This is a genomic window from Arthrobacter crystallopoietes, from assembly GCF_017603825.1.
GTDB classification, from domain to species: Bacteria; Actinomycetota; Actinomycetes; order Actinomycetales; family Micrococcaceae; genus Crystallibacter; species Crystallibacter crystallopoietes_B.
The window spans coordinates 3,317,071-3,335,138 of sequence record NZ_CP072014.1; the positions used below are offsets into that span (position 1 = coordinate 3,317,071).

Here is an 18,068-nt window from a genome sequence, read left to right on the forward strand (position 1 = left end):
GTTAGAGATTGCCGAGCTTGTCCCGCAGGCGAGCAAACACGCCGCTGCCGCTGCCCGCCAGTTTGCCTTCGGTGAACTGTTCGCCACGCGATGCTGCTAGCTGGCGCAGCAGTTCCTCCTGCTCGGAATCGAGTCTGGTGGGCGTTTCCACGTGCACATGGACCTTCAGATCGCCGCGGCCGTAGCCCCGCAGATGCGTCACGCCGAGCCCCTTGAGGGTGATGACCTCGCCGGCCTGTGTGCCGGGCTTGATATTCAGCGACTGCACCCCGTCGAACGTGTCCATGTCGACGTCGGTACCGAGGGCCGCAGCCGTCATGGGTACCGCCATCGTCACATGGAGGTCGTCGCCCTCGCGGATGAAGTTCTTATCCGGGGCGACACGGATCTCGACGTAAAGGTCGCCCTGGGGTCCGCCTGCTGTACCTGATTCGCCCTGCCCGGCCAGCTGGATCCGGGTGCCTGTTCCGACACCCGCCGGAATTTTGATAGTCAACGAGCGGCGGCTGCGGATGCGGCCTTCACCGTTACATTCGTTGCACGGATCGGGAATGATCGTGCCGAAGCCCTGACAGCTTCCGCAGGGAGCGGCGGTCATAACCTGACCGAGGATGGAGCGCACGGCACGCTGTACCTGGCCCGATCCGCCGCAGATGTCGCAGGTCCGCGGGCTGGTGCCGGGCCGGCAGCAGCTGCCGTCGCAGGTGGGGCAAACGACGGCGGTATCCACTTCGATCTTCTTGTTGACGCCGAACACGGCATCCTTGAGATCGATGCGGACATTGATCAGTGCGTCCTGGCCGCGGCGCGTGCGCGAAGGCGGACCGGCTGTGCCCTGCCCACCGAAGAAGGTTTCGAAAATATCCTGGAAGGCGAACCCAGCACCCGAATAACCGCCCCCGAAGCCGCTGTCCGTGCCGTTCTCATTGCCTGTGGTGTCATATACCCGCCGCTTCTGCGGATCCGACAACACCTCGTAGGCATGGCTGACCTGCTTGAACTGTTCCGCCGCCTCCGGCCCGGTGTTCACATCAGGGTGGAGCTTGCGGGCCAGTTTCCGATAGGCCTTCTTGATTTCCTCAGCAGTGGCATCGCGGCTGACACCGAGTACGTCGTAGTGGTTGCTCACCTTGTATTACTTCTCTTCCTGGGAATCGGTTGCAGGCAGCGGCTCCCGCTGCCCATGTGCTGCTGGTCGGCCGGTTGCCTATCCGGCAAGGATGCGTGACAAATAACGGGCTACGGCGCGCACGGCGGCCATAGTAGTCGGATAATCCATCCGGGTTGGACCGAGAATGCCCAGCTTGGCGGAAGAACCCGGACCATAGCCGGTTGCGACCACGGATGTTTCCGCCAATGAACCGTACGGGTTCTCATGCCCAATGCGCACTGAAATCCCGCGGGCGTCCTGCTGCATCTCGGACAGCAGGCGAAGCAAGACCACCTGTTCCTCCAGAGCTTCGAGAATGGGTCCAATACTCAATGGGAAATCCATGGTGGAACGGGCCAAGTTTGCCGTGCCGGCCATGAGGATACGCTCCTCCTGTGTTGCTGCAGCAAGACTTTCCAAGGCCGCTGAAAGAGGTGGCACGATAGCCTCCGTGCCCGGTCTGGCATCTTTCAATCCGTTCCGGAGCAGCCCGCCCACGGAATCCAGGGGGTGCCCTGCCAATTCGGAGAGATAGGCTGACCGGAGATCGGACAATTCTTCATCCGTAACGGGATCAGGCAGGGCAATGACGCGCTGCTCAACTTTCCCGTTATCGGCGATAAGGACGACGAGGACCTGCTGCGGTGCGAGCAGGACAAACTCGATGTGCCTGGTACACGCCCGTCCCAACCGCGGATACTGGATCACTGCTACCTGATTGGTTAGCTGGGATAACAATCTCACGGTGCGATCCATGACATCATCCAAGTCGCCGGCGCTCTCGAGCAAAGCTTGAATGGCACGGCGTTCAGCGGACGAAAGCGGCTTAACATCCGAAATCCGGTCCACGAAGAGCCTGTAGCCCTTGTCTGTGGGAATACGGCCGGCGCTAGTGTGCGGAGCGACGATCAGGCCTTCTTCTTCCAGAGCAGCCATATCGTTGCGGATTGTGGCCGAGGAAACACCTAAATGGTGGCGATCAACGAGGGCTTTGGACCCCACGGGTTCACGTGAATGAACGTAATCCTCCACGATAGCGCGCAGCACCTCGAGCCGACGGCCTTCGCTCACTGGGCACCTCCTGATTTCGTACGGCTGCAGTAGACATGCCGGTTAGCACTCAACACGTCCAAGTGCTAAGTCTAATACCTTTGGCACGTTGTTAGCATTGTCAGGCTGCCATTGCACCTATCGGCGGCTCCGCTGATCGCCTGCAGCTACTCGAAAGCTGCATGACCGAAGGACTACAACCGATGAGCAGCTACGGCTGGGGACCACAGGATCTATCCGCTCCGAAGTCGCGTCAGCTTCGCAAAGTCGGAGCCGACCCCGGACTGGTACTGGAGGATGTCGAAAGCGGCTGGGTGGGCGCGGTGGTGCGCGTGGAGAAGTCCGGCGGGGTGCATCTGGTGTCGCTGGAGGACCGGCGAGGCAAGAAACGCTCCTTCCCCCTGGGCTTCGGCTTTTTGCTGGAAGGTGAACCCGTGGAGGTCGTTCCTGCCATGGCCGCTGCCGCCGCCGCCGCACGTCCGCAGCGGACGGCCTCCGGGTCCGTCCGGGTAGAAGGACTGCGCGCGCAGGTGGCTAAGGCCAGCCGGATCTGGGTCGAAGGCAAGCACGATGCCGAGCTAGTCGAGAAGGTGTGGGGCCATGATCTTCGGGTCGAAGGGATAGTCGTCGAACCGCTCCACGGCGTCGATGACCTCGCTGCGGAGGTAACGGCATTCAACCCGGGACCGCAGCGAAAGCTGGGCATTCTGGTAGACCATCTGCTGCCCGACACCAAGGAGTGGCGGATTGCCCAGGCCGCGATGGCCGTTCCGTCGGCGCGCAACAACGTGCTGATTGTCGGCCACCCGTATGTGGACGTGTGGCAGGCCATCAAGCCGGCCGTCATCGGGCTGGAAAAATGGCCGGTGGTTCCGCGCGGAACCGATTGGAAAACCGGAATCCTCGACGGCCTTGGGTGGCCCAACAGAACCCAGATCGACATCGCTGACGGATGGAAGCGCCTGCTTGGAAGCGTCAACACCTACGCGGACCTGGAACCGTCCCTATTGGGACGCGTTGAAGAAGTCATCGATTTCCTCACGGCCTGAGGCATGTGCATCTGGGCAACCCAGCCTGCGACCGGAAGATTGGTCCCCGGTCCGGTGTTTACCGGCCATAGCGGCTAATCTTAGTTTCGTAGGTAAATAGCCATTAGAACGACAACGAATTCTCCTGAGGTAGGTCCTGTGTCAGACAACCCCGCGCGCAAGAAGCAACCGGATCGTCAACCGGCTCCCCGGACGCAGTACGAAAGCGCCTCCTCCTCAGCCCTGCCGCTGACACCGTCCGAAGACCGTCAGTGGGCCACGCTGGCTCATTTCGGCGGCATCCTGGGCTGCTTTCCTTCGCTGGTCATCTACCTGATCTTCAAGGACCGCGGACCCTTCACAGCGCAGGAGTCGAAGGAAGCCCTGAACTTCACGCTGCCGCCGACGATCGTCGCTGTCATTGCCAACATCCTGATTCTGGTGCCTGTGATCAGCGGCTTCTTTGCCGTCATTGCAGCCGCAATCTGGGTTTTCCTCACGGTGTTCTCCGTGATGGCAGGCATTGCAGTCAACCGCGGCCGCCCGTACCGCTACTCGTTCAATCTGCGCCTGCTCCACTAGGCTGGCAGGCGCAGGCGCGCCCGGAGAGACTTAGTCCAATGCGCGCCTGTCAGTCTTCCAGGAGGCGGCGGACCACGGCGTCGGCAAGCAGCCTGCCCTGCAAGGTGAGCCGGACAGTGCCGGCGAAAGCCGCGGGTCCGTCCACCAGCCCCTCTGCGATCAGACCGGCTACCGCTTTCCGTCCATTCGGGCCCAGGTCCTGTGTCCGCAGACCGTCGATGATACGGGTCTGGAGCATCACATGTTCCAGCTGGCGGGTCGCAGCGTCAAGGGTTTCCCGTCCCGCCGCGGGCGAGACGCCAGTCGACAGACGTTGGCCGTAGGCGGCCGGATGCTTCACGTTCCACCAGCGGACACCACCCATATGGGAATGGGCTCCGGGGCCGGCACCCCACCAGTCATCACCACGCCAATATGAGAGATTGTGCCGGCAACGGTCGGCTTCGGTGCGGGCCCAGTTGCTGACCTCGTACCACCCGAAGCCCGCAGCAGCCAGCCGTCCCTCGGCCAGTTCATATTTGGTGGCATGATCGTCGTCGTCAATTCCGGGTACTTCGCCGCGGCCGATCTGGGCGGCGAGCTTGGTGCCCTCCTCCACAATCAGGGCATAGGCCGAAATATGATCCGGTTCGCAGGCGATGGCGGCGTCCAGGCTGGCTTCCCAGTCCGCAACCGACTCCCCCGGAGTGCCGTAGATCAGGTCCAGGCTGACGTGCAGCCCGGCCTCCCGCGCCCAGCGGACCGCCTGGGGAACGCGTTCCGGATCGTGTGTGCGGTCAAGCACCTTGAGCACATGGGGTACGGCGGACTGCATCCCGAAGGAAACACGGGTGAACCCGGCCGCCGCCAACGTCTGCAGCGATTCGGGCGTAACAGAGTCCGGGTTGGCCTCCGTGGTGACTTCCGCCCCCGGCGCCAGCCCCCATAATTCCGTGGCCCGGTTCAGAATGGCCGCCAGATCCGACGCCGGGAGCAAAGTGGGAGTACCACCGCCGAAAAAGACCGTCGACAGCGGGCGCCGGGGCAGCCCGGATGCGGGCAGCACCTTGGCCGCCAGGTCGAGTTCGGCGTTGAGAGTACCGGCGTATTCGTCCTGCGACGCACCCGAGCCGAGCTCCTTGGCAGTGTAGGTATTGAAGTCGCAGTAGCCGCAACGCACCGAGCAGAACGGAATGTGGACGTAGAGACAGAAGTCCCTGTCCTGTGCGCCGGCAGCGGCCTGTGGCGGCAGCAAGCCATCGGCCGGTGCCGGGTCTCCCAGCGGCAGGACGCTAGGCACAGGTAACCGCCGCCGTCGTCGTTGTCTTGATCACTTCGGTTTTACTTCTTGCTCTTGTCTTTCGATTCGTCCGACGACAGCGCCGCGATGAAGGCCTCCTGTGGAACTTCCACCCGGCCGACCATCTTCATGCGCTTCTTGCCTTCCTTCTGCTTCTCCAGCAGCTTGCGCTTACGGCTGATGTCGCCGCCGTAGCACTTGGCCAGCACGTCCTTGCGGATGGCACGGATATTCTCGCGGGCGATGATGCGCGACCCGATGGCTGCCTGGATGGGCACCTCGAACTGCTGGCGGGGGATGAGCTCGCGCAGCTTTCCCGTCATCATCACGCCGTAGCTGTAGGCCTTGTCCTTGTGGGTGATAGCGCTGAACGCGTCCACCTGTTCGCCCTGCAGCAGGATGTCCACCTTGACCAGATCCGCGACCTGTTCGCCGTCGGCCTTCCAATCGAGCGAGGCGTAGCCGCGGGTCTTGGACTTAAGCAGGTCAAAGAAGTCGAAGACGATTTCGGCCAACGGCAGCCGGTAGCGGAGCTCAACCCGGTCTTCCGACAGGTAGTCCATGCCCTTCATATCGCCGCGGCGGCCCTGGCAGAGCTCCATGATGGCGCCCACAAACTCGTTGGGGGCCAGAATGGTGGCCGAAACCATCGGCTCCCGGACCTCGGAGACTTTTCCATCCGGATATTCGCTCGGGTTGGTGACCGTAATGACCTTCTTGTCTTCGAGGGTCACCTCATAAACCACGTTGGGCGCGGTAGAGATCAGGTCCAGATTGAAGTCGCGCTCCAGGCGTTCACGCGTGATTTCCAGATGGAGCAGGCCGAGGAAGCCAACGCGGAAGCCGAAGCCGAGAGCTGCCGAGGTTTCCGGTTCGTAAATCAGGGCGGCATCGTTGAGCTTGAGCTTGTCCAGTGCGTCGCGGAGCACGGGATAATCTGCTCCGTCGATCGGGTAGAGACCGGAGAAGACCATCGGCTTGGGATCTGCATACCCGCCGAGGGACTCCGGGGCAGGGTTGTTCAGGGTGGTTACCGTGTCCCCGACCTTGGACTGACGAACGTCCTTCACGCCGGTGATCAGGTAGCCGACTTCGCCGACACCCAGGCCCTTGGACGGTACCGGTTCCGGAGAGCTGACACCGATCTCCAGCAGTTCGTGGCTGGCCTTGGTAGACATCATTTGGATGCGTTCGCGGGGCTTGAGTTCCCCGTCGACCACACGGACGTAGGTCACTACGCCGCGGTAGGTGTCATAGACCGAATCGAAGATCATGGCACGAGCGGGGGCATCGGCATTGCCAACGGGGGCGGGAAGGTCACGGACAATTTTGTCCAGCAGGGCTTCAACGCCCATGCCGGTTTTACCGGAGACCTTCAGCACATCCTCGGGATCGCCGCCGATCAGGTTGGCCAGCTCCGCGGCATACTTCTCGGGCTGCGCCGCCGGCAGGTCGATTTTATTCAGCACCGGGATGATGGTCAGGTCGTTCTCCATCGCCAAGTACAGGTTCGCCAGCGTCTGGGCTTCGATGCCCTGCGCGGCGTCGACAAGCAGAACAGCACCCTCGCAGGCGGCCAGGGACCGGGACACCTCATAGGTGAAGTCCACGTGCCCCGGTGTATCGATCATGTTCAGCGCGTAGGTCTGGCCGTCGACTTCCCATGGCAGACGGACCGCCTGGGACTTGATGGTGATGCCGCGTTCGCGTTCGATGTCCATCCGGTCCAGGTACTGGGCCTTCATGTCCCGCTGCTCGACTACGCCGGTTAACTGCAGCATCCGGTCCGCCAGGGTGGACTTCCCGTGGTCGATGTGGGCGATGATGCAGAAGTTCCTGATGATCGCCGGATCTGTGGCGGCAGGCACCGGTGCGGTGCGGGCCATGGGTGACACAGCGGTTTCCTAACTCTCTAACGGGGCTTCGGTGATGGCTCTTCGATAGATACCAAGTTAACAGTCTCCCATGAGATGGTCCCTGTTTCTTCCCGGCAGGTACGGATTCGCCGGGTAGTTTTGGTGCATGGCTTTCAACGTGAACACTATTAGCCGGCTGCTCCGCAGTGCCGCAAAAGTCCTCCGGGCGGTCAACCGCACGTCAACATCCAGGCCACCGGCTGCAAGGCCAGGGCGGGCGCCGCACAGCCGGCCGGGCCGTGCAAAGGAACATGGCCAGGGGGAACTGAGCGTCCCTTACCCCGGCGACTTCCGCGGCAGGGCTTCCGTGACCTACTCCCCCAGTCCAGACGGCGAACCGGATCCTGGTGAAATTGTCTGGACCTGGGTTCCTTACGAAGAGGACCACAGCCAGGGCAAAGACCGGCCGGTGCTGCTGATAGGTCGTAACGGCCACTGGCTGCTGGCATTGATGATGACCAGCAGGGACCGGAACAACGGAACAAGCAGCCATGAGGATTACGTAGATATAGGGCATGGATCCTGGGACGTGCGCGGACGGCCCAGCGAGGTAAAACTCGACCGCGTGCTGCAGTTGGATCCGCGGGATATCCGGCGCGAGGGAGCTGTCCTGGGCGAACGCGAGTTTTCCCGGGTGGCGACGGCGCTAAGACAGACGCGCGGCTGGAATTAGAGCTCGGCGCGCCGTCTCCGTGGCGGACGCAGCCCTTGGCGCTTTTCTGCTAACATTTATAGCTGTGTGTCCGCGCAGGTCGACGGGCACCTCAGGCCGGCTGCCATTACGGTATCCCCACGCCGCTCAGTCAATGGCCGGTCTGACTGCCCTCACCGACCAGTCCGCAACAAAGAGAGTTTATACGTGGCTAATATCAAGTCCCAGAAGAAGCGCATCCTTACCAACGAGAAGGCCCGCCAGCGCAATATTGCTGTCCGGTCCGAGCTGAAGACTGCCATCCGCGCAGTCGGCAGCGCCGTTGAGTCCTCCGACAAGGACGGTGCAACCGCTGCTCTGGCTACGGCCAGCCGCAAGCTGGACAAGGCTGTCAGCAAGGGCGTTATTCACAAGAACAACGCTGCTAACCGCAAGTCCGCTATCTCCAAGAAGGTCAACGCCCTCTAGGAAGCAGCTTCAAAGCTCACCGGCATTAACTGCCGATGACACGAAGGCCCCCGCCGATTCGGCGGGGGCCTTCAGCGTTAACGCTATGCACTCAGTGGCCAGCGCTCGCTGCGATGACGGTAACGGCACGCTCGACGGCATATTCGGGATCCCGGGCTGCGCCCTTCACCTGGGCATCGGTTTCGGCAAGCATCTGAATGCAGGCAGCCAACGCAGCCGAGTCCCAGTTCCTGGCGTCCTTACGTGCTTGGTCGAATTGCCACGGGGCCAGGCCGGCGTCCTTAGCGCTGACTGATGCTCCCTTGACCTTGGCGATCTGCCTGAGTTTCATGGCCAGGACAGCGACTATCGGCACCGGGTCAACGCCCGTGGCCAATGCATGGCGGAGCGTGGCCAGGGCAACTGCTCCCCTGCCGGAGACGGCAGCGTCAGCCACCTTGAACCCAGTAGCTTCCACCCGACCGCCGTAGTACTTCTCGACCGTCTCTTCCGTGACCGTTCCCTGAACGTCCGAGATCAGCTGGGCGCACGCCGCCGCAAGATCCGGGAGGGACGCCCCGACGGCAGAGACCAGAGCTTGACCGGCCGCCGGATCAAGTCCGCGACGGGCAGCTTTGAACTCCCGCCGGACAAAGTCCAGTTTGTCCGAGTCCTTCTTCATCGCCTGGCAGTCGACCACCGGTGCCCCGCTGGCCTTGATAGCGTCAAGCAATTTCTTGCCCCGGACGCCGCCCGAATGGTGCAGCACCAAAGTAACGTCCTCCGCCGGCGCCTGCAGATATGCCACGGCGTCGGCCAGGAACTCGTCGTTCATCTGCGCAACTCCGTCCACTTCAACGAGCTTTGACTCGCCGAAGAGGCTGGGACTGGCAATCATGGTCAGTTGGCCGGACGCATAGGATGCGGCTTCCAGCGTGGTGAGCTCCACGTCCGGATGGACTCCCCGGGTCAGCGAACGAATACGGTCTCTGGCCCGGTGTGCCAAATATTCTTCCGGCCCGCTGATGAGCACGACCGGAGCCGGTTCAACGTCGCGCCAGGAAACGATTCGACCGGCAGTCTTGCTGCCTGCGGCCGGACGGGCCGGGGGTGGATTCACAGCTCAGGTCCTCCTAGTATCAGAGTCAACATTGTCACGGGCAGCCGATTTTCCCAAGCCGGATTCCCATCATTCCGCCGGGCGCACGGCTAGGCTGCCGCCTGCGAGATCGATCACGATGGTACCGATTTGATCCGTCCGGAAAACTGGTACCCGGAGCCGCTCCAGGGCCGAGAGGATCTCGGGTGCAGGATGGCCATAATCGTTGCCACGGCCCACGGAAATGACCGCCGTTCTCGGCTGCACCCGGTCCAGGATCGCGGTCCCACCGTTGCGGGCGCCATGATGGCTGATCTTGAGGACGTCCACGCTGCCCGGTTCTAGCGCCAAGCCCCGGAGCAGATCTGCCGCGGCATCCTCTTCCAGATCGCCGGTCAGCAGTATCCGCAGAACCCCGCCGTCTGCGTCCGGCAAGGCGACCAGCATGACGATACTCGAGTCATTCTCTGAAGCGCCGCCCCGTGCCGCCGTCGGCCAGAGTATTTGCCACGAAGCGCTGCCGGTCCGGCCGGACTGGCCCGCCTTGCCTAGCTCAGGATCCAGCCCGTGTTCGGCCAGTGTGCCCTCGACCAGGTCGGGCAGCTCCTTCTTCGAACTGCCAACGAGCACCCGTGCCACCCTACGTCCGTCCAGCACGCCGTCCAGGCCACCGTAATGGTCCAGGTGCATATGCGTGAGCACCAAAAGCCCGACGCTTTCCACTCCGAGCGAATCCAGACACGAATCCATAGCGTCTGGTTCAGGCCCCGCATCAATAACCATGGCCTGTCCCGAACCTGTGCGGATGACCAGCCCGTCTCCTTGGCCGACATCGCAGACCACAGCATCCCAGCGATCCGGCAGCGGAACGGCACCCGTGCTCGAGACCAGCCAACCCACCAGCGCACCGGCGACAGCGGCCGCACAAAACACGGTCCCCACCCGCCGCTTCCCGGGCCATCGCCCTACGGCAAGCCACGTGGTTCCCCGCTCGAGGCGTTTCACCTGCTCCGCACCCACACGGGGCGCCTGATTCGCGGACGCTGGAGTGTACCGCCGGCCGGAGCCGCTGCCACGGCCGGCCGCCTGCTCGACCCTGAAGCACAGGGAGGAAATACCGAGCCGACCCTGCGCAGCCAGCCACAAAAGGGCCAGAAGCACAACGGCGGCAGCGGCCGCCAGGACCGCGCCGGCCGGTCCGCCAAGCCACGGAAGAGTGGCCAGTGGAAGTCCGGAGAAGGTCCGGGCGATCTGCGCGACCCAGAGGGTGAGAAAGCCGGTCGCGTGGACGAGCCAACTACCGGGTAGGGGCACCCATGGGAGCAGCGCCAGGGAAACCATGCCGCCGATGGTGACGAAGGGAACCACCGGCGCCGCCAGGACGTTGGCCGGTATCGAGAACATGGCCAATTCCGGTTGGAGCTGGACGAGGACGGGCGTGCAGAAAAGCTGGGCAGCCAGCGGTATCGCCATGGCATCGGCGAGCAGCTTCGGCATAAAGTGTTGCAGCCATCGCGAGCACGTGCTGCCGAGCAGCACCAACCCCAAGGTAGCCAGGACCGAGAGAATGAAACTGTATTCGCCTGCCAGCCATGGATCCGCCAGCAAGAGGACGATGACGGCCAGAGCGAGGAAGGACAGCGAGGCACGACGTCGGCCGGATACCAGCGCAGCAACGCCTATCGCTCCCATGACGGCGGCACGCAGGACGCTCGGCTCCGGCCGCACCAGCAGCACAAATCCGGCCAGCGCGACAATGCCCAGTACCGAGCTCAGCCACCGAGGCGTTCGGCAGGCGGCTGCCAACAGGTAGACAAATCCAAGCAAGTAACTGCAGTTTGCGCCGCTGACCGCCATGAGGTGCGTCAGCCCGGTACGGCGCATGGCCTCCTCCAAGTCGTCGGTCTGCTGTTCCCTGTCGCCAAACACCATTCCTGGCAGCAATCCGCGCGCGTCCGGCGGCAGTCCCCCGGTGTGTTCGACGAATAGGCTCCGGAGCGTGGTGACCGCTTCAGCAGCCGCCGGAGTCGAGGTCACATCGGGCGCCGTTGAGGCACTCAGCATGGCAGCTTCCGACGATCCCGGTTCCATCGGTGCCAGGGTTCCGGCGGCGTGCAATCGATCCCCGTAGCGGACTGTCCGCCATGTCTGGCTACCGATGACGAGCACCGGGGTTGCAGCCTCGAATTTCCGTCCCGAGTGCGATGCCTCCGTGATTTCGGCGGTGACGAGATACCGTGGTCCGGAGCCAAACATCGACGGATTTTTTGACCGCGAGGCATCCGAGAGCGCCGTTAGTTCGGCGGTGACGTACGCTCCGGAGTCGATGGCGGGCCCGATCGGCCCGCTGAGCCGCTCCGTGTGTTTGATGCCGATGACCAGTGCCAGCAGGCCGGCAGTGCACACCAGCAGGAACACTGTGCCATTCACCGCGGGAATTGCCTTCCGCCGCCGGCGGAGCAGCCCGGCCAGCAGGAGAACTGTCACGGCGCCCGTGCACGTGCCTGCGTAAGTCAAGGCCATCGCAGCCGGTAACCGCAGCAAAATGAGCGACAACAGCCAACAGGTTGTCGCCGCGGCGGCTAGTCTTAGATCAAGTCTGACGGCGCGGGAGCCGCTTTCTCCAACTCCTGGCCGCAACGCTTTAGCTGCGGCGGCACCACTTGGGCCCTTTTCCCGGAAGAACCACGCTTTCAAGCTTCGTTTTCCGGCGGGGCCTGCGTCGCTGGTGGCGTCCATGACCATTGCGCCGGCCACTTCCCGGGCTGCCCGCGCATAGTGCTGCCAGGGCGGTGCCGGGCTCATACGGTGACCAAATCCACGAGGCTTGCGAGCATGACTTCGCCGATGCCCGGCACTGCATCCAGGTCTTCGGGCCGGCCAAAACTTCCATGCTGCTCGCGGAAGTCGATGATGCGCTGGGCCAGAACGGGTCCGACCCGGGGCAGCGTCTTAAGTTCTTCCAGCGTCGCGCTGTTGAGATTGATCTTGGCTGCGGGCTCGTCTTCTGCTCCGCCGGCACCGCCCTCGGGACCCGCTGCACTCCCGCTGCTGCCGGGGACGGACTGGTGCTCTGGTGAGGAAACGAAGACCTGTTGGCCGTCCGTGAGCGGCGCCGCCAGGTTCAGTGATGCCAGGTCCGCGGTTTCGCTGGCACCTCCCGCGGCTTCCAGTGCTTCAAAAACCCGCGCCGATGCCGGTAGACGGACAATGCCCGGACGGCCGACGGCGCCGGCCACATGGACGACGATCTGCGCCGCATCACCGGGACCGGCCTCCGGCCCTGGGGAAACACCCTCCTCGTCCGCCTGGGCCGAGGGTACCGGCTCGGCGGCCTGCTCCGGGCCCTGTCCTTCACCGGAGGGTCCGGCCACTGCCGCGGAGCTCGTGACGGGCAGGGAGAGCAGGACGTCGCTCTCTTCCCTGTGGGTGTCGGCCGTCAGGAGCAGCACCAGAGCGTAGCCGACGGCCAGTCCTGCGGCGATCAGCGCTGCCCCCAGTGCCACCCGCAGACGCGGGCGGCGGGCAGATATTTTCAGGCCGTGGCTGGCTTCTGTGGCGGCTGTTCCCCAGCGATGGCGGCCCATGGCACTACGCTATGGAGGAAATCAACGGCCGGGCAGGATGCTCCTGTGCCTTGTGGACAGGAGCATGCCCGCCCACATTGTGGAGATCAGGACACCGGGTCGGGCATGGCGGGTCCTATGACGACGGCGAGGACTCCCAGTCCGGCATGCGCGGCCAGCACCGACGGTACTGCGGTAACCAGGATCTCATCACCTACATGAGGACTGAGCTCTTCGGCCAGCGACCTGGCCTCTGCTTCATTGCCGAAATAATGGACAGCGAGCTGCGGTGAATACTCGAGTTCTTCGATCCGCCGGACCACCAGCTGCTGCATACGGACCAGCGCCTTAGAAGCGGTCCTTATTTTTTCCACCTCTGCGATGGCACCGTCACGGATCGTGAGAATAGGTTTGATAGCCAGCAGCGACCCGAAGAACCCGGCCGCCGGATTGATCCGCCCGCCCCGGCGCAGCTGGTCCAGGCTCGGAACATAGAAGAGGACATCGGCCGCTGCCGCCGCTTCCCGGGCCCGTTCCGCCACCGCGGATACCTCCGCGCCATCCTGGGCCGCCAGCACCGCGGCGACGACGGCAAAGCCCTCCGCCATCGCCACCGACCGGGTATCGACGATCTCCACCCGGATATCGACTTCTGCCGCAGCAAGCGCCGCGGCTTCCACGGTGCCGGACAGGGATCCAGAGAGGTGGATGGAGACGATCGCGTCGTAGCCCTGCCGCTGCAGTTCCTCATAGGTCCGTGTGAAGAGGCCCGGCGACGGTCTGGAGGTCTTGACTTCCTTGCCTTCGGCCAGGCCGATGGTCAGCACGGCGGGGACGTCGTCCACGCCCTCGCCGTAAATTTGGCCGGAAATCATCACCGGCATTGGCACGATCCGCAGCCAGTCCGCGGTTTCTGGTTCGGCCGCCCACTCAGCCGGCAGCGAAGCCGCCGAATCGGTTACCACGGCGACCCGGGGGCCTCCGGACGCTTCGTCCGGCTTGCGGCCAGCCGGGTGCAGCAGTTGCCGTGACCGCTGCACCAGATCCTCGAGCCATGACATTGTCAGCCGTCCTTAGGCCGGGACGATATTGACCAGTTTGGGTGCCCGGACGATGACCGTGCGGATGCTGCGTCCGTCAAGCGTTTTGACCACCTGTTCCGATGCCAAGGCCTTGGCCTTGAGCTCCTCTTCGCTGATGTCCGGGGCTACTTCAAGCCGGTCCCGGACCTTGCCCTGGACCTGGACGACGGCGGTGACCGTGGCCTGGACCAGCAGCTGCTCGTCGACCGCCGGCCAGCTGGCTTCCGCAACCGAGGGCTCATGCCCAAGCGCTGCCCAGAGGTCCTCTGCGGTGTACGGAGCGAAGAGGCTCAACACAATGGCGACGGCTTCGGCAGCTTCCCGGACGGCGGGATCGGCGCCGCCGACACCGCTGTCGATCGTCTTGCGCGTGGCATTGACCAGCTCCATGAGGCGGGCGATGACCACGTTGAACTTATGGTTGTCCAGCAGTTCGGCGGCGTCGGCGATGGTCCGGTGGGTCACCGAGCGTAGCGCGCGGTCGCCGTCGGCCGGGTCGGTGCCAACGGCGGAAGTCACGTCCTGGCCCAGCCGCCAAGCACGGGCCAGGAATTTAGCCGAACCCGACGGGGAAACGTCGGCCCAGTCGACGTCGTCCTCCGGCGGTGAAGCGAAAATCATAGTCAGTCGGACGGCGTCGACACCGAACTTGTCCAGCTGCTCGCCGAGGTCCACCCCGTTGCCCAGAGACTTGCTCATGGCCTTGCCCCCGTTGAGGACCTGGCCCTGGTTCAGCAGCGCACTGAACGGCTCGTCGAAGTCCACCAGCCCGAGATCCTTGAGCACCTTGGTGAAGAACCGGCTGTACAGCAGGTGCAGGATGGCGTGCTCGACGCCGCCCACGTACTGTCCGACCGGCAGCCATTTGTTGACCGCTTCGACGTCGAACGGCCCTTCCGTGTAGTCCGGCGAAGCAAACCGAAGGTAGTACCAGGAGGAATCCACGAAGGTGTCCATGGTGTCCGTATCCCGGGTGGCGGCGCGTCCGCAGTTCGGGCAGTCCACGTTGACCCAGTCCGCGGCGGCGGCCAGAGGCGATGTTCCCTTGGGCGAGAGCGCTTCGCCGCGCAGGTCTTCGGGCAGCCGCACCGGAAGCTGGTCATCGGGAACCGGCACCTCGCCACATTCGGCGCAGTGGATGATGGGGATGGGAGCACCCCAGAAGCGCTGGCGGCTGAGCAGCCAATCGCGGAGCCGGTAGTTGACCGTCTTCTCGCCGGTGCCGGCCGCCTCCACCATGTCGATGGCCTTGGCAATGCCCTCTGCCTTGGACAGGCCATCGAGGTCGCCCGAGTTGATCAGGCTGCCTTCGCCGGTGGTGGCGGTCCCGCTGACCGCGGGATCTTCCTCACCGGTGTCCAGCACCGCCCGCACGGGCAGGTCGAACGTCTTGGCGAAGTCCAGGTCGCGCTGGTCGTGCGCGGGAACAGCCATGATCGCGCCGGTGCCGTAGTCCGCCAGCACGTAGTCCGCGGCCCAGACCGGCAGTTTCTCGCCGTTCAACGGGTTGATGGCATAACGGCCGAGGAAGACGCCGGTCTTCTCCCGGTCGGTGGACTGGCGTTCAATATCGGAAAGGGCCTTGACCTTTTCGCGGTAGTCCATCAGCGCATCGTGCTGTTCGGGCGTGACCAGGTCCAGGGCCAGGTGGGCATCCGCCGCAACAACGAAGAACGTCGCGCCGTGCAGGGTGTCCGGGCGGGTCGTGAAGACGGTGACGTCCTTGGCTTCCCGGCCGTCTGAGGGCTCGATGTTGAAGTTGACGTGGGCACCCTCGGACCGGCCGATCCAGTTGCGCTGCATGGCCAGCACACGCTCAGGCCAGCGGCCCTTCAGCTCATCCATGTCATCCAGCAACCGGTCGGCGTACTCCGTGATCTTGAAGTACCACTGGTTCAGGCTCTTCTTGGTCACCGGCGTGCCGCATCGTTCACAGGCACCGTTGACAACCTGTTCGTTGGCCAGCACGGTCAGGTCCTTCGGGCACCAGTTGACCGGCGAGTTCTTGCGGTAGGCCAGCCCCCGCTCGTAGAACCGCAGGAACAGCCACTGCGTCCAGCGGTAGTAGTCCGCGTCGGAAGTATGCAGCCGCCGGGACCAGTCGGCACTGATGGCGTAGCGCTTGAATGACGCCGCCTGCGTCTCGATGTTGGCGTACGTCCATTCGGACGGGTGCGCGTTGCGCTTGATGGCCGCATTCTCCGCCGGCAGTCCAAAGGAGTCCCAGCCGATGGGGTGCAGGACGTCGTAGCCCTTCAGCCGCAGGTAACGTGCGACGACGTCGCCCATGGCAAACGCCTCGGCATGGCCCATGTGCAGGTCACCCGAGGGATAGGGGAACATGTCCAGCACGTAACGGCGTTCCTTCGAGCCGTCGTCAACGGCCTTGAAGACACCGAGCTCTTCCCAGACGGCAGGCCATTTGGCCTCCATGGCGGAAAAACTGTACTCGTTCGGTTCGGTACCAGACTGCGTACTCACGTTGACTTGTCCTCGTCCTCTTGGTTGCTACGGCGCACTCCCGGTGGTTGCCGCTTAGACACACAAAAGCCCCTCGACACGGGAGGGGCGGCCGCACGTTACGGAAGTGTTCCGTAGGTGCGGCTAGCTAAGCAGAAGTGCGGACATGGAATTACTTTACCGCAGATCAGCCGAAGGCTTCCCTCGGCACTCCCGGCCGGATCAGGTTCAGCGCACGTCCTCGTCCACCCAGTCGAACGTCCGGGTCACCGCCTTCTTCCACAGCCGCAGCTGCCGGTCACGCTCGGAGGAGTCCAGCTGAGGTTCCCAGCGACGGTCCTGAATCCAGTTCGACCGCAGTTCCGCTAGGTCCTGCCAGAATCCCACGGCCAGCCCCGCTGCATAGGCCGCGCCCAGTGCCGTAGTTTCGGCGACCCTGGGCCGGATGACGGGGACGCCAAGAATGTCTGCTTGGAATTGCATCAACGCATCGTTGGCAACCATCCCGCCGTCGACCTTCAATTCCGCAAGCGGAACGGCCGAATCCGCGTTGACCGCTTCCAGCACTTCGCGGGTCTGGAATGCAGTGGCCTCCAGGGCGGCCCTGGCGATGTGTGCCTTCGTGACGAACCGCGTCAGCCCCACCAAGGCTCCGCGGGCATCGGAACGCCAGTAGGGAGCAAAGAGGCCGGAAAATGCGGGCACGAAGTATGCGCCGCCACTGTCGGGTACCGAGGAAGCCAGCTCCTCGACTTCCCCGGCCGAACCAATGATGCCCAGGTTGTCCCGCAGCCACTGAACCAGCGACCCGGCAACAGCTATCGAACCTTCAATGGCATAGCGCGGCGCGTCGTCGCCGATCTTGTAGGCGACGGTGGTCAGCAGGCCGTTCGCGGATTCAACGATTTCGCTGCCGGTATTGACGATGACAAAACAGCCGGTTCCGTATGTGTTCTTGGCTTCCCCGGCGTCGAAAGCCGCCTGTCCGAAAGTCGCTGCCTGCTGGTCGCCAAGAATCCCGGCAACGGGAACGTGCCGCAGCAGCTGGGATCCATGGACCGTGCCGTACACCTCGGCAGAAGACTTGATTTCCGGGAGCAGGGAAGCGGGCACGTCGAAAGCCTCGAGGATCGACCGGTCCCAGGCAAGCGTCTTCAAGTCCATGAACAGCGTCCGGGAAGCGTTCGTGACGTCCGTGACGTGGACTCCGCCGTCCGTTCCACCCGTCAGGTTCCACAGCACCCAACTGTCCGTGGTGCCGAAAAGGAGCTCGCCGGCGTCGGCCTTGGCCCGGGCGCCCTCCACATTGTCCAGAATCCATTTCAGCTTCGTTCCGGCGAAGTACGGCGAAAGCGGCAGTCCGGTAGTTGCCTTGAACCGGTCGCTGCCGCCGTCAGCGGCCAGGGCGTCGCAGATAGGCTGGGTGCGCATATCCTGCCACACGATGGCGTTGTAAACCGGTTGGCCGGTGTTCCGGTCCCACACCACAGTGGTTTCGCGCTGGTTGGTGATGCCTACGGCGGCAGTATTGTGGCGGGTCAGATTGGCACGGGCCAGCGCGTTGCCAATGACCTCGCGGGTGTTGTCCCAGATTTCCACCGCATCATGTTCCACCCAGCCTGGCTGCGGAAAAATCTGCCGGTGTTCCTTCTGGCCGGTCGAAACGATCTGCCCTGCATGGTCAAAAATTATGGCCCGCGAGGACGTGGTCCCCTGGTCGATCGCCAGAATGTAGTCGGACAAAGCAGACCTCTTCC

At 63.6% G+C, this 18,068-nt stretch carries 14 protein-coding genes; 4 read left to right on the plus strand and 10 right to left on the minus strand.

The window, feature by feature from the left end:
* Position 1: 1 nt before the first annotated feature.
* Positions 2-1,129, minus strand: a complete 1,128-nt coding sequence (dnaJ, locus tag J5251_RS15180) for a molecular chaperone DnaJ (protein ID WP_139003485.1) — start codon at positions 1,127-1,129, stop codon at positions 2-4.
* Positions 1,130-1,207: 78 nt separating this feature from the next.
* Entirely contained in the window at positions 1,208-2,221 is a 1,014-nt protein-coding gene (gene hrcA / locus J5251_RS15185; RefSeq protein WP_139003484.1) for a heat-inducible transcriptional repressor HrcA, read from the minus strand.
* A gap of 182 nt (positions 2,222-2,403) precedes the next feature.
* Between hrcA and J5251_RS15190 the strand changes: the two genes are divergently transcribed.
* Positions 2,404-3,249: a DUF3097 domain-containing protein gene (locus tag J5251_RS15190; protein WP_139003483.1), complete on the plus strand. Its 846-nt coding sequence runs from the start codon at positions 2,404-2,406 to the stop codon at positions 3,247-3,249.
* A 138-nt stretch (positions 3,250-3,387) separates the two neighbouring features.
* Complete coding sequence (locus tag J5251_RS15195; RefSeq protein ID WP_139003482.1) at positions 3,388-3,810, plus strand: DUF4870 domain-containing protein; 423 nt, start codon at positions 3,388-3,390, stop codon at positions 3,808-3,810.
* Between the two features lie 49 nt (positions 3,811-3,859).
* Here J5251_RS15195 and hemW read toward each other — a convergent pair whose 3' ends face one another.
* Both hemW and lepA read right to left on the minus strand, forming a co-directional pair.
* Positions 3,860-5,089 carry a radical SAM family heme chaperone HemW gene (gene hemW, locus J5251_RS15200; protein ID WP_139003481.1) on the minus strand — a complete coding sequence of 410 codons (1,230 nt, stop codon included), beginning with the start codon at positions 5,087-5,089 and terminating at the stop codon, positions 3,860-3,862.
* A gap of 41 nt (positions 5,090-5,130) precedes the next feature.
* Positions 5,131-6,984 (minus strand): translation elongation factor 4, encoded by a 1,854-nt coding sequence (gene lepA, locus J5251_RS15205; protein WP_139003480.1) that lies wholly within the window; start codon positions 6,982-6,984, stop codon positions 5,131-5,133.
* Positions 6,985-7,111: 127 nt separating this feature from the next.
* On the opposite strand from lepA, the gene J5251_RS15210 reads away from it, so the two are divergent.
* Together J5251_RS15210 and rpsT are read left to right on the plus strand one after the other, a co-directional pair.
* On the plus strand, positions 7,112-7,678 hold the full coding sequence (locus tag J5251_RS15210) for a type II toxin-antitoxin system PemK/MazF family toxin (RefSeq protein WP_139003479.1): 567 nt from the start codon (positions 7,112-7,114) through the stop codon (positions 7,676-7,678).
* Between the two features lie 186 nt (positions 7,679-7,864).
* Positions 7,865-8,125: a 30S ribosomal protein S20 gene (rpsT, locus tag J5251_RS15215; protein ID WP_139003478.1), complete on the plus strand. Its 261-nt coding sequence runs from the start codon at positions 7,865-7,867 to the stop codon at positions 8,123-8,125.
* A 91-nt stretch (positions 8,126-8,216) separates the two neighbouring features.
* Here the strand turns inward: rpsT and holA are convergent, their stop codons facing one another.
* From holA to glpK, 6 genes are all read right to left on the minus strand, one after another.
* Positions 8,217-9,224: a DNA polymerase III subunit delta gene (gene holA / locus J5251_RS15220; protein ID WP_171059235.1), complete on the minus strand. Its 1,008-nt coding sequence runs from the start codon at positions 9,222-9,224 to the stop codon at positions 8,217-8,219.
* 69 nt (positions 9,225-9,293) lie between these two features.
* Positions 9,294-11,690, minus strand: coding sequence for a ComEC/Rec2 family competence protein (locus tag J5251_RS15225; protein ID WP_208574478.1), 2,397 nt, complete (start codon positions 11,688-11,690; stop codon positions 9,294-9,296).
* Positions 11,691-12,004: 314 nt separating this feature from the next.
* Complete coding sequence (locus J5251_RS15230) at positions 12,005-12,790, minus strand: ComEA family DNA-binding protein (RefSeq protein ID WP_139003476.1); 786 nt, start codon at positions 12,788-12,790, stop codon at positions 12,005-12,007.
* Between the two features lie 86 nt (positions 12,791-12,876).
* Positions 12,877-13,830 (minus strand): DegV family protein, encoded by a 954-nt coding sequence (locus J5251_RS15235; RefSeq protein ID WP_208574479.1) that lies wholly within the window; start codon positions 13,828-13,830, stop codon positions 12,877-12,879.
* Positions 13,831-13,842: 12 nt separating this feature from the next.
* Positions 13,843-16,332 carry a leucine--tRNA ligase gene (leuS, locus tag J5251_RS15240; RefSeq protein ID WP_139003474.1) on the minus strand — a complete coding sequence of 830 codons (2,490 nt, stop codon included), beginning with the start codon at positions 16,330-16,332 and terminating at the stop codon, positions 13,843-13,845.
* A 207-nt stretch (positions 16,333-16,539) separates the two neighbouring features.
* Positions 16,540-18,054: a glycerol kinase GlpK gene (gene glpK, locus J5251_RS15245; RefSeq protein WP_139003473.1), complete on the minus strand. Its 1,515-nt coding sequence runs from the start codon at positions 18,052-18,054 to the stop codon at positions 16,540-16,542.
* Between the last annotated feature and the right edge of the window lie 14 nt (positions 18,055-18,068).